Genomic DNA, 12,741 nt, shown 5'->3' on the forward strand with positions numbered 1-12,741 from the left:
TCAACCTTGCGCCTTGACTTCCCCGGCCTCCCATGAATGTTGCGCCAAACACCGAACCATCAGGCTCTTCCATGTCCGCCCCTATGCACCGTTACCGCTCCCACACCTGCGGCGCGCTCCGTGAAACCAATGTCGGCGAAACCACCCGCCTGTCCGGCTGGTGCCACCGCATCCGCGACCATGGCGGCGTGCTGTTCATCGACCTGCGCGACCATTACGGCATGACCCAGTGCGTGGCGGACCCGGATTCGCCGGCCTTCAAGATGGCCGAGACCGTGCGCTCGGAATGGGTGGTGCGGATCGACGGCAAGGTGCGCAAGCGCCCGGCCGGCACCGAGAACCCGGACCTGCCCACCGGCATGGTCGAGGTCTACATCACCGACATGGAAGTGCTGGGCCCGGCGGCCGAGCTGCCGATGCCGGTCTTCGGCGATCAGGAATATCCGGAGGAGACCCGTCTCACCTATCGGTTCCTCGACCTGCGCCGCGAGAAGCTGCACAACAACATCATGAAGCGCACCGCCATCATCGACGGCCTTCGCGGCCGTATGAAGCAGAGCGGCTTCTTCGAGTTCACCACGCCGATCCTCACGGCGTCGTCGCCGGAAGGCGCGCGCGACTTCCTGGTGCCCTCGCGCATCCATCCCGGCAAGTTCTACGCGCTGCCGCAGGCCCCTCAGCAGTTCAAGCAGCTCATCATGATCTCCGGCTTCGACCGGTACTTCCAGATCGCGCCCTGCTTCCGCGACGAGGACCCGCGCGCCGACCGCCTGCCGGGCGAGTTCTACCAGCTCGACGTGGAGATGAGCTTCGTCACGCAGGAGGACGTGTTCCGCACCATGGAGCCCGTGATCCGCGACACCTTCAAGGAGTTCGCCGAGGGCAAGCCGGTCACCGAGACCTTCCCGCGCATTCCCTATTCCGAGGCGATGCTGAAATACGGCTCTGACAAGCCGGACCTGCGCAACCCGCTCGTCATCGCCGACGTGTCGGAGGTGTTCGAACGCGAGGACGTGACCTTCAACGCGTTCAAGAACGTGATCAAGGGCGGCGGCGTGGTCCGCGCCATCCCGGCGCCGGGCGCGGCCACCCAGCCGCGTTCCTTCTTCGACAAGCTGAACGAGTGGGCCCGCTCGGAGGGCGCGCCCGGCCTCGGCTACATCGTGTTCGAGGAAGAGGGCGGCCAGATCGCCGGCAAGGGCCCCATCGCCAAGTTCATTCCCGAGGCCGCCCAGGCCGCCATTCGCGAGAAGGCGGGCCTCAAAGCCGGCGACGCGGTGTTCTTCTCGGCCGGCAACGAGGACAAGGCGGCTTCGCTCGCCGGCAAGGCCCGCGTGCGGATCGGCGACGAGCTGGGCCTTGGCGACAAGAACCAGTTCGCCTTCTGCTGGATCACCGACTTCCCGCAATACGAGTGGAACGAGGACGAGAAGAAGATCGACTTCTCCCACAACCCGTTCTCCATGGGCAACATGGAGCACGACGCCTTCATGGCGCTCGATCCGACGGACAAGGAGAAGATCCTCAAGATCACCGCGCTCCAGTACGACATGGTCTGCAACGGCTATGAGCTGGCCTCGGGCTCGATCCGCAACCACCGTCCCGACCGGATGGTGAAGGCTTTCGAGATCGCCGGCTACGGCGAGACCGAGGTCATGGAGCGGTTCGGCGGCATGTTCCGCGCGTTCCAGTACGGCGCGCCGCCCCACGGCGGCATGGCGGCGGGCGTGGACCGTATCGTGATGCTGCTCTGCGGGGCGCAGAACCTGCGCGAGATCACGCTCTTCCCCATGAACCAGAAGGCCGAGGACCTGCTTCTCGGCGCGCCGTCCGAGGTGACGCCCAAGCAGCTGCGCGAGCTGCATATCCGCCTGAACGTCCAGGAGAAATGACGACCGTCGCCGCTATCGTCGTGGCCTTCGACAGCGCCCATGCGCTGCCGGAGTGCCTCGGCGCGCTGCGGGCGGACGGGGTGCCGCTGATCGTCGTCGACAACGCGTCCACGGACGACAGCGCCGCCATCGCCGAGGGGCAGGGGGCACGGGTCATCCGCAACGCCCGCAACGAGGGCTATGGCCGCGCCAACAATGCCGGCGCGCGGGCCGCGCAGAGCGAATACATCCTCATCGTCAACCCCGACGTGATCGTGGACAGGGGTGCCGTCGCGGCGCTGCTCGATGCGGCGCGCCGCTACCCGGATGCGGGTTTCTTCGCGCCCCGGATCGTGGAGCCGAGCGGCCGGGTGTTCTTTCAGCCGCGCTCGCTCCTGGCGTCCTACCTGACGAACCCCACCGGAAAGCTCGTCCTGCCGGAGGGTGAGGCCTGCGCGCCGTTCTTTTCCGGCGCCTGCTTCCTCATCCGCCGCGACCTGTTCCTGCAGCTCGGCGGGTTCGACGAGAACATCTTCCTGTTCTACGAGGACGACGACCTCTGCCGCCGGGTCGCGGATGCGGGATCTGCGCTGATCTACGTGCCGCAGGCGATCGTACGCCACGGGCGCGGACGGTCGAGCACGCCCAAGCCGGGGCGCATCTTCAAGTCCCGCTGGCACCAGGCCTGGTCTCGGGCCTATGTGAGCAGGAAATACGGCCTGCCCAATCCGGCGCCTGCCATTTTCGCCGTCAATGCCGTCAAGTCGGTGGCGGCCGGACTCACGTTCCGGCGCAGCCTGATCGAGCGCTATGGCGGCTCGGCCGCGGGAGCGCTCGCGTTCCTGCGCGGGCAGGGGGCTCTGCGACAGGAGGGGCTGTCATGAGGCCGCCGCTCTTCATCCCGAAATCGCCGACGGTCTCAACCGCCATGGCGGGCGCGAACAATTTCACCATCTTGCGGCTCCTCCTCGCCGTCGCCGTGGTCGTATCCCACGCGTTCAGCGTGACGACGGGCGCCGTCATGGACGAGCCCCTGGCATCCTCCACCGGCTTCACGCTGGGCGAACACGCGGTGAATGGGTTCTTCGTCGTCTCCGGCTTTCTCGTCACCATGAGCTTCGACCAGCGCGGCTGGCGGGACTATGTGATCGCCCGCGCCTTGCGCATCGCCCCGGGGCTGATCGTGGCGACGCTCGTGGTCGCGCTGCTGTTGGGCGGCGCCATGACGAGCCTGCCGCTGACCGCCTATCTGGAAAGTCCGGATCTGCGCCGCTTCATCGGCATGACGCTTTCGAGCTTCAAGAGCAACATCGCCCTGCCGGGCGTCTTCGCCGACAATCCGTTCAAGTTCCCCATGGGAACGGTGTGGACGCTGAAATACGAAGTCCTGTGCTATGCGGGCGTCCTGGCCTTCGGGCTCGTCGGCCTGCTGCGGTCCCGCGCTGTCGCCCTGGCCCTGGTCGCGGGGCTCGCCCTGTCCCTGGCCAGTCTCGATTTCTTCCGCCCCGATGCGCCGAAGGGGCTGGAAACGTCGCTGCGCCTGCCGCTGATCTTCGCCTTCGGCGGCGCGCTCTATGTCTGGCGCAACCGCGTCCGCCTCTCGGGGCCGGTGGCGTTCGCGCTCATCGCCGCCACATGGCTTGCGGGCGGCACCTTCCTGTACAAGACGCTCCTGTTCATCGCCACGTCCTACGGGATCATGTGGCTGGCCCTGGCGCCGGTGCTGACCCGCTGGTCGTACGAACCGAGGGCGGACCTGTCCTACGGCACCTATCTCTACGGCTGGCCGGTGCAGCAGACCCTGCATGCCCTGTTTCCCGCGACGGCGGCCCTGGTGCTGCTGGCGCCTTCGCTCCTCATCACCCTCGCCGCCGGAGCCCTGTCCTGGTACGCGGTCGAGAAGCCGGCGCTCGCCGTCAAGGCCCGGACGCTGGGGCGGCGGACCCTCAAGACGATTGAGCCCGCAGCACCCTGACGGCCGCAACGAGCTCGCGGATCCGGTCGCTCTGCAGGAGCGGGATCAGGGTCGCGACCTTCTCCTTCGGCAATTCCCACCAGCCGGCCTCCAGCAGGGCCTGGATCGTCGCCTCGTCGAAGCGGTAGCGGATGATCTTCGCCGGATTACCCCCGACGATGGCGTAGGGCGGCACGTCCCTGGTCACCACCGCATGGGCGGCAACGACGGCACCGTGGCCGATAGTGACCCCCGAGAGGACGATCGCGCCCGAGCCGAGCCAGACGTCGTGCCCGATCGTCACGTCACCGCGGGACGAATGGTAATCCCCGGTCTGGGGCGCCGAGGGCCAGAGCTCCCGCAGGGCCGAGAACGGATAGGTGGTGCCCCAGTCGATCCTGTGGTTGCCCCCGAGCAGGATCTCGACCTTGTCGGCGATGGAGCAGTAGCGCCCGATGGTCAGCTTCTTTCCCGATTCCGGAAAGCGTACCTTGGGGCGGCCGTAGGAGAACTCCCCGATGTCGTAGCCGTAGCGGCCGGCCATGCGGGCGAGGTGGATCCGGGTCTGGTTGTGGGGATTGCGCCAGTTCTTCAGGCGGTGGCGCAGGTTCATTGCATGCCTCCCATGCCGCGACAACGGCGTTGACGGCAGGGGGCAAGACGCGCACAAGAGCCGCTCGAAATACAGCAACGGCTAGTGACGCAGGGAGCGTTTGGGATGGCTGACAACATCTCGCAGGATCTGAAATCGGGAGCGCTCTTCTATCACCAACATCCGCGCCCCGGAAAGCTCGAGATCCAGCCGACCAAGCCCCTCGGCAACCAGCGCGACCTCGCGCTCGCCTATACGCCCGGCGTCGCCGCCCCTTGCGAAGCCATCGCGGCCGATCCGCTGGAAGCCGCCAACTACACCTCCCGGCAGAACCTCGTCGCGGTCATTTCCAACGGCACCGCCGTGCTGGGCCTGGGCGATATCGGTCCCCTGGCCTCCAAGCCAGTGATGGAGGGCAAGGCCGTCCTGTTCAAGAAATTCTCCGGCATCGACGTGTTCGACATCGAGGTGACCGAAAAGAACGTCGATAAGCTCGTCGAGGTCATCGCTGCCCTGGAGCCCACCTTCGGCGGCATCAACCTGGAGGACATCAAGGCCCCGGAATGCTTCGAGGTCGAGGAGCGCCTGAAGGCCCGGATGAGCATTCCGGTCTTCCATGACGATCAGCACGGCACCGCCATCATCGTCGGCGCGGCCGTCACCAACGCCCTGGAGCTCGCTGGCAAGCGCATCGAGGACGTGAAGATCGTCACCTCCGGCGCCGGCGCGGCGGCGCTCGCCTGCCTCAACCTGCTGGTCTCCCTCGGCGCGCGGCGCGAGAACATCTGGATCACGGACATCGAGGGCGTGGTCTACGAGGGGCGCGAGAAGCTCATGGACCGGTGGAAGTCGGTCTATGCGCAGAAGACCGACGCCCGGACCCTCAACGACGTCATCGCCGATGCGGACGTGTTCCTCGGCCTCTCGGCCGGCGGCATCCTCAAGCCCGCCCTTCTCGCCAAGATGGCGCCGCGGCCCCTCATCATGGCGCTCGCCAACCCCTATCCGGAGATCATGCCGGAGGAGGCGGAGGCGGCCCGTCCCGACGCCATGATCTGCACCGGGCGCTCCGACTTTCCGAACCAGGTCAACAACGTCCTGTGCTTCCCCTACATCTTCCGCGGCGCGCTCGACGTCGGCGCGACGCAGATCAACGAGGAGATGAAGGCGGCGGCCGTGAAGGCCATCGCCGGCCTCGCCCGCGAGGCTCCCTCGGAGGTCGTGGCCCGCGCCTATGGCGGCGAGGCCCATCCCTTCGGGCGCAAGTCCCTGATCCCGAGCCCGTTCGATCCGCGCCTGATCCTGCGCATCGCCCCCGCCGTGGCCAAGGCCGCCATGGACACGGGCGTGGCGACGCGGCCCCTGGAGAATCTGGAGGCCTACGCGGATTCCCTGACCCGCTTCGTGTTCCGCTCCGGTTTCATCATGAAGCCGCTCTTCTCCCAGGCGAAGGCCAACCCCAAGCGGGTGATCTATGCCGAGGGCGAGGACGAGCGCGTGCTGCGCGCGGTCCAGGTCATCGTGGAGGAGGGCATCGCCAAGCCGATCCTGATCGGCCGCCCCAGCGTGGTCGAGGCCCGCATCAAGCGCTTTGGCCTGTCCATGGAGATCGGGCGCCATTTCGAGCTGGTGAACCCGGAGGACGATCCGCGCTACCGCGAATACGTGGCCTGCTACGTGGAGGCCGCCGGCCGCAAGGGCATCACCCCCGACGCGGCCAAGACCCTCGTTCGCACCAACACCACGGTGATCGGAGCGGTCGCGGTCAAGCGCGGCGACGCCGATGCCCTGATCTGCGGCCTTGAAGGACGGTTCCAGTCGCGCCTGAAGCACATCAAGGACATCATCGGCCTTGCGCCCGGCGTTCACGAGATGGCGGCCCTGTCCCTGGTGATCTCGTCCAAGGGCGCCTACTTCCTGGCCGACACCCACGTGCAGGCGGACCCGAGCGCCGAGGAAATCGCCGAGATGACGGTGGCCTGCGCCAGCCACGTGCGGCGCTTCGGCATCGAGCCCAAGATCGCGCTCCTGTCCCACAGCGATTTCGGGGCGGCGGACACGCGCTCGGCGGTGAAGATGCGCACGGCCCTGGAGATGATCCGCGAGCGCGCGCCGGACCTGGAGGTCGAGGGCGAGATGCAGGCGGATTCCGCCCTGTCGGAGATCGTTCGCGAAAGGGTCTATCCGGCATCGCGCCTGAAGGGCGAGGCGAACGTGCTCATCATGCCGAACCTGGACGCGGCCAACATCGCCTTCCAGTTCACCAAGATGCTGGCGGATTCCCTGCCCGTGGGACCGATCCTCATCGGCCCGGCCCAGCCGGCCCACATCCTGACCCCGTCCGTGACGGCCCGCGGCATCGTCAATCTGACGGCCATCGCCGTGGTCGAGGCCCAGGCCGCCGAGCAGGACCAGCCCACGCTGATCTGAGGCGTCTCCGGAGTGAGCTGGAGCCTCCTTCGACGCGGCTCCTCAGGATGAGGTTGGGAGTTGGCGAGAGGCCGTCGTGGATGTGGCTGTGATGGCACACCGCCGTTTCCCTCCCCCTTGTGGGGAGGGCCAGGGTGGGGGTGTGAGCGATAGCCTATGAAGGTGTGACGCCCACACCCCCACCTCCACCTCCTCCCCACAAGGGGGAGGAGAGCAGGTCGGCGTTTCCGGCGAGGCCCGAGACCTGTGAGGAGGAGAGCAACGCGGCGCTTCCGGCGCCAGCCTTCCGATGCAGAATCGCGGCGGGGAAGCCGGGCGAAGGCCCGTTCTCGCGCTACTCCACCTTGGCGGTGATGTTGAGCTTCTCGAGCGCGGCGGCCGGCTCCGTCAGGCCGATGAGGTCGGCGACGCCGAGGCCTCCCGGCTCCTTGGCCTCGGCGCTGATCGTCAGGCGTCCGGGCTTGGCGATGAAGCGGGCGACGGCCTGGCTCAGGGTCTTGGCCTGTTCGGAATTGCCGAGCATCGAGGGAATGGCGACGGCCGCAATGGTGCCGTAGCTCCGGCGCAACGCCTCGGGTGTCGTCTTCTGTTCCTCGGCGGTCTGGGCCAGGAATCGGTCGAACAGGCCCGTGTTCTGAACCGTCAGTTCGAGGGATTTCGCCCGCGCATCCACCAGGGCCACGGTGGCGACGGCCGTGTCCGGGTCGAAGACGTCCTTGCCGACATTGCCGAGGACCCCGGTGAGGGAGAAGCTTCCCATGTCCTCGGCCTTGGCCGAGACCTCGCGCAGGGTGAGCTGGCTCGTCGTCTCGTCCCATCCGGCCGAGAGCATGAAGGACAGGTCCAGGGTGGCGTAGCCGAGGGCGAGCAGATCCTTGATCCCGTCCTCCTGGCTGTTCGCCGGCAGGGCGATGGCGAAGTTCTGGAGCCCGACACGAATGTTGGTCGGCACGGAATTGAACGGATCGTCCGCCGTGAACTCGAATTCCTTGAGGGTCGCCTTGATGCGCTCCGGCGACTTGGCGTCGGAGTCCTTGTCCAGGGTATCGATGTCGACCCCCGAAATGCGCAGGGTTCCCAGGGTGGGCAGGAGTGCGCGCATGGCGGCCGGGTCGAGGTCCCGCAGGGCATCGGGGCTCGTGGTCCTGAGGGCCTCGATGGTCGGTTTCAGGGAAAAGCCCGTGAGGCTCATGGTCTCGATCTTGACCGAACCGTCCTTGTCCGTGACCTCGAAGCCCTCGGCGCGGGCGTCGGCGGGCTGGGTGCCCGTGGCGCCGGTATAGGCGAGGCGGCGGATGCGGCCGGTCGCGCCATCGTTCGACGGGTCCTTGAGCTCGAACCCGGTCGCCTCGATGAAGCCGATGTCGAAGGCGCCGAGGAAGTCCCCGAGGGTCGAGAGGAGCCGGGCCTGCTCGTCCTCGGTCAGGTCGTCGCTCCTGTTGCCGAGCGTGACGAACTGCTCGGTCGTTCCGGTCCAGGATTCCCGGGTCGGGCGCGCCAGGAAGTCCCGTCCGGCCAGGCGGGCGATCTTGATCGAGAGGCCCTGCTCGTCGACCATGTCGATGTCGTCGATGGAGAATGCGCCGTGGATCCGGGTCAGCGGGGCCGAGGCGGCGTCGACGGCCTTGGTCTCGTAGAGACGGGCGAAGGCCGGCATGTCGACATCGCTGATCGCCATCCGCCCGTAACTGATGGTAAGGCTGGTCTTCTCGTCGGATATCTCCACACCGGTCGCGCCGACCGTGGCCTGTCCGATGCGGCCCTGGAGCACGTCGGCGAGAAAGACGTTTTTGTAAACGGTCGCCTGGGTTTCCGGGCCGACCTTCTGGCGGACCTTGAGCTCCGGGATTCTGATCTCCCGCGCGCTGATGCGGGCCAATCGCTCGGCCAGCGGCTGGGACGACGCGGAGAGGAGGGCGTCAACCTCCGCCCGGGACGAGGCGACGCCGGAGAAATCGACCCGCTGCGCCTCGTAGGTCGTGGAACCGAAGGTCAGGCGGACGTTTTCCAGGCTGAAGGTCTCGGGCGACTGGGCCCGGGCGGCGGCCCAGAGCGGCACCCTGACGGCGCCGACGGCCATGCGATGACTGCCGTTGTCGAAGACCAGATCGCGCAGCACGGCGGGCTCGAACTGCAGGGCCGCGGTGCCGGCCACGAGGGCCAGGGCGCAGACGCCCGAACGCTGAAGTAGCCGCATGTCATCCCCCAAGGCCGAAAAGCCCTGGTGTCATAGCCGCTTTGGCGGGGCGAAGGAATATCGGTCGAAACGAAATCTCAGAGCGAGAACGACGTGCCGCAGCCGCAGGAGGCGGTGGCGTGGGGGTTCTCGATCTTGAAGGATTGGCCGATGAGATCGTCCACGAAGTCGATCACCGAGCCGTCCATGTACTGGATCGAGACCTCGTCCACGAGAACGGCGGCGCCGTCCCGCTCGATCACCAGGTCGTCGTCCTGCCGGGTCCTGTCCACGTCGAAGGCGTATTGGAAGCCCGAACAGCCGCCTCCGTTGACGCTGATTCTCAGCATCGAGCCTTCAGGCTCCGAGGCCATGATCTCGTTGATGCGGCGCGCAGCGCGTTCGGTCAGGGTGATTCCAGGCATTCGTCCATCCAGTCCGTGGTAGTCTTGGACAACCGTACAAGAGCAAGGTAAGTGCGCACCGACAAGGCTTCAACCCGAGGATGACCCGTGCGGCCCTTTGGCGAACGATGGCGTGCCCCTTATGCCTGCGATCCGTGGGGAAGCCGCGGTCGGCTCTATCCGGAGGCGGTCTCCCCGACCCGCAGCGAGTTCCAGCGCGACCGGGACCGGATCATCCATTCATCCGCCTTCCGCCGCCTGAAGCACAAGACGCAGGTCTTCGTCTACCACGAGGGCGACCATTTCCGCACCCGGCTGACCCACACCATCGAGGTCAGCCAGATCGCCCGGGCCCTGGCCCGGTCGCTCGGCCTCGACGAGGATCTGGCCGAGGCGCTGGCGCTCTCCCACGACCTCGGCCATACGCCCTTCGGCCACACGGGCGAGGACACCCTCGACGAGTGCATGGCGGAGTTCGGCGGCTTCGACCACAACGCCCAGGCCCTGCGGGTCGTGACCCGGCTGGAGCGGCGCTACGCCGAATACGACGGACTCAACCTCGCCTGGGAGTCCCTGGAGGGGCTGGTCAAGCACAACGGCCCGCTTCTGGACGCCGACGGCCGGCCGACCCTGCGCTATGCCGAACGCGGCGTGCCCCTCGCGATCCTCGAATACAATGCCCAGCAGGATCTGGAGCTCGCGACCTTCGCCAGCGGAGAGGCCCAGGCGGCGGCCATCGCCGACGACATCGCCTATGACGCCCACGACATCGACGATGGCCTGAGGGCGGGGCTCTTCAACATCGAGGACCTGCGGGAGGTCCCGTTCCTGGACGGGCTTCTGCGGGAGATCGACGCCCGCTATCCGGGGCTGGAGCTGTCCCGGCGCATCCACGAGCTGACCCGGCGGGTCATCACCCGGTTCGTGGAGGACGTGGTGGCGGAAGGGGAGCGGAGAATCGCAGCCCTCGCTCCGGAAAGCGCCGAAGCGGTAAGGCGCGCCGGCGAGACCGTCATCTGCTTCTCCAGGGACATGACCCAGGCGGACGCCGCGATCAAGCGCTTCCTCTATGCCCACATGTACCGGCACCCGAAGGTCATGAAGGTGCGGGCCGAGGCCGACGACGTGCTACGCGATCTGTTCCGCCGCTTCAGGGCCGAGCCGGAATCCATGCCGGAGGAATGGCAGGCGGACCTGCCGAGGGACGACGAGGCGCGTCTGGCGCGGCGGGTCGCCGATTATATTGCGGGGATGACGGACCGGTATGCGCTCCTCGAACACCGCCGCCTGTTTGACGTAACGCCAGACTTGCGTTAGGCGCGCCGAGGCCTTGGAGCGCCCCGGCGGCACGGTCCCTCATCCTGAGGAGCCGCGAAGCGGCGTCTCGAAGGATGGTCCAGCGCGCTCTGGAAACGCCCTCATCCTTCGAGACGGACCTTGCGGTCCTCCTCAGGAGGAGGGCTTCTGTTGCTATTGAGATGAAGTCGATGAACATCTTCGGTCTGTTTGAGAAGCGAGTGGCGGATGCGCTTGGCCGTCTGGCCGAGGCGGGCAAGATCCCACCGGGGCTGGACGCGAGCCGCGTCGTGGTGGAGCCGCCGCGGGATCCGTCCCACGGCGATCTCGCCACCAATGCCGCCATGGTGCTGGCCAAGGAGGCGCGCATGAACCCGCGCGCCCTGGCCGATCTGCTCGTGGGCGACCTCCAGGACGATCCGCGCGTCACCAAGGTCGAGGTGGCGGGCCCCGGCTTCATCAACATCCGGCTCGCCCCGGAAGTGCTGCATCAGGTCCTGCGCGCCGTCGTGATCGACAGCGAAGGCTTCGGCCGGAGCGGGCAGGGGGCAGGCGCCGCCGTCAACGTGGAATACGTCTCGGCCAACCCGACCGGCCCCATGCATGTGGGCCACGGCCGCGGCGCGGTCTTCGGCGACGCCTTGGCGGCCCTCCTGGCCTATGCGGGCTACAAGGTGGCCCGCGAGTACTACATCAACGACGCGGGCGCCCAGGTCGACGTGCTCGCCCGGTCCGCCTATCTCCGCTACAAGGAAGCCCTGGGCCAGGACATTGGCGCCATTCCGGAAGGGCTCTATCCGGGCGACTACCTCAAGCCCGTGGGCGAGAAGCTGGCGCGGGAGCACGGGAAGGGCCTTCTCGACAAGCCCGAGGCCGAGTGGCTGCCGCTGGTCCGCGAGCTGTCCATCAACGCCATGATGGACATGATCCGCACCGATCTGGCCGCGCTCAACATCCACCACGACGTGTTCTTCTCCGAGCGCTCCCTCCAGCAGGACAACGGCGGCGAAGTCGCCAAGACCATCGAGGAGCTTCGCTCGCGCGACCTGGTCTATATGGGCCGCCTGCCGCCCCCCAAGGGCCAGAAGGACGAGGACTGGGAGGACCGGGAGCAGCTCCTGTTCCGGGCCACCTCCTTCGGCGACGAGGTCGACCGGCCGCTCCTGAAGTCGGACGGCTCCTTCACCTATTTCGCCTCGGACATCGCCTATCACCGCTCCAAGTTCGAGCGCGGCTTCGGCCTGATGATCGACGTGTGGGGCGCCGACCACGGCGGCTACGTGAAGCGCATGCAGGCGGCCGTGAAGGCGGTCACCGACAACAAGGGCGAGCTGGACGTGAAGCTCTGCCAGCTGGTCAAGCTTCTGCGCGGCGGCGAGCCGGTGAAGATGTCGAAGCGGGCCGGCGACTTTGTGACGCTGCGTGATGTTGTCGACGAGGTGGGCCGGGACGCGGTCCGCTTCATGATGATTTTCCGCAAGAACGACGCCACCTTGGACTTCGATCTTGCCAAGGTCGTGGAACAGTCCAAGGACAATCCGGTCTTCTACGTGCAGTACGCACACGCCCGCTGCGCGTCGGTGTTCCGGCAGGCAGCGGAGGCGTTCCCGGATGCGAATTTCTCGCCCGAAGAGCTTGAAAAAGCTGACCTTTCGATCCTATCTGATGAAGCGGAGATGGACCTCATCCACCGGATCGCGCAGTATCCGCGGATGATCGAGGCGGCGGCGGAAGCGCACGAGCCGCACCGGGTGGCGTTCTATCTCTACGACGTGGCCAGCGCCTTCCACTCGCTGTGGAACAAGGGCAAAGACTTGCCGCAATTACGCTTTGTTAATCAAACTGATAAAGAGTCAACGAAAGCGAGGCTCGCTCTCGTGCATGCCCTGAAGGGCGTGCTCGCATCTGGCCTCGCCATCCTGGGCGTCACGGCTCCCAACGAGATGCGCTGACGGTTTTTGAGGCGGGGCGACCTGTTTCGAACCGCATGCGCCGGGTGCCGTAACGTCGTGCCGATG

Annotated in this window: 9 protein-coding genes; 6 read left to right on the top strand and 3 right to left on the bottom strand. The window is 66.9% G+C overall.

Going from position 1 to position 12,741, the window contains the following annotated elements:
• The first annotated feature begins 83 nt into the window (after positions 1-83).
• Genes aspS through ACFOYU_RS06350 form a run of 3 tightly spaced genes read left to right on the top strand, consistent with a single transcriptional unit; the run spans position 84 to position 3,846 of the window.
• Entirely contained in the window at positions 84-1,892 is a 1,809-nt protein-coding gene (gene aspS / locus ACFOYU_RS06340; RefSeq protein WP_377032948.1) for an aspartate--tRNA ligase, read from the top strand.
• Complete coding sequence (locus tag ACFOYU_RS06345) at positions 1,889-2,755, top strand: glycosyltransferase family 2 protein (RefSeq protein WP_377032907.1); 867 nt, start codon at positions 1,889-1,891, stop codon at positions 2,753-2,755. The genes aspS and ACFOYU_RS06345 overlap by 4 nt, the downstream gene beginning before the upstream one ends.
• Entirely contained in the window at positions 2,752-3,846 is a 1,095-nt protein-coding gene (locus tag ACFOYU_RS06350; protein ID WP_377032908.1) for an acyltransferase family protein, read from the top strand. Before ACFOYU_RS06345 ends, ACFOYU_RS06350 begins: the two co-directional genes overlap by 4 nt.
• On the opposite strand, the gene ACFOYU_RS06355 is transcribed toward ACFOYU_RS06350, so the two are convergent.
• Positions 3,818-4,438, bottom strand: coding sequence for a CatB-related O-acetyltransferase (locus ACFOYU_RS06355; RefSeq protein WP_377032909.1), 621 nt, complete (start codon positions 4,436-4,438; stop codon positions 3,818-3,820). The two genes, ACFOYU_RS06350 and ACFOYU_RS06355, sit on opposite strands and share 29 nt — an antisense overlap.
• Before the next feature lie 105 nt (positions 4,439-4,543).
• On the opposite strand from ACFOYU_RS06355, the gene ACFOYU_RS06360 reads away from it, so the two are divergent.
• Positions 4,544-6,847: an NADP-dependent malic enzyme gene (locus ACFOYU_RS06360; RefSeq protein ID WP_377032910.1), complete on the top strand. Its 2,304-nt coding sequence runs from the start codon at positions 4,544-4,546 to the stop codon at positions 6,845-6,847.
• A 334-nt stretch (positions 6,848-7,181) separates the two neighbouring features.
• On the opposite strand, the gene ACFOYU_RS06365 is transcribed toward ACFOYU_RS06360, so the two are convergent.
• Positions 7,182-9,044 (bottom strand): hypothetical protein, encoded by a 1,863-nt coding sequence (locus ACFOYU_RS06365; protein WP_377032911.1) that lies wholly within the window; start codon positions 9,042-9,044, stop codon positions 7,182-7,184.
• Positions 9,045-9,121: 77 nt separating this feature from the next.
• Complete coding sequence (gene erpA / locus ACFOYU_RS06370; RefSeq protein WP_226742030.1) at positions 9,122-9,448, bottom strand: iron-sulfur cluster insertion protein ErpA; 327 nt, start codon at positions 9,446-9,448, stop codon at positions 9,122-9,124.
• An 87-nt stretch (positions 9,449-9,535) separates the two neighbouring features.
• Here erpA and ACFOYU_RS06375 point away from each other — a divergent pair, with 87 nt between their 5' ends.
• Together ACFOYU_RS06375 and argS are read left to right on the top strand one after the other, a co-directional pair.
• On the top strand, positions 9,536-10,744 hold the full coding sequence (locus tag ACFOYU_RS06375; protein ID WP_377032912.1) for a deoxyguanosinetriphosphate triphosphohydrolase: 1,209 nt from the start codon (positions 9,536-9,538) through the stop codon (positions 10,742-10,744).
• A 170-nt stretch (positions 10,745-10,914) separates the two neighbouring features.
• On the top strand, positions 10,915-12,675 hold the full coding sequence (gene argS / locus ACFOYU_RS06380; RefSeq protein WP_226742028.1) for an arginine--tRNA ligase: 1,761 nt from the start codon (positions 10,915-10,917) through the stop codon (positions 12,673-12,675).
• Positions 12,676-12,741 lie beyond the last annotated feature (66 nt).

This window comes from Microvirga sp. GCM10011540, from assembly GCF_042650665.1.
GTDB lineage: Bacteria > Pseudomonadota > Alphaproteobacteria > Rhizobiales > Beijerinckiaceae > Microvirga > Microvirga lenta.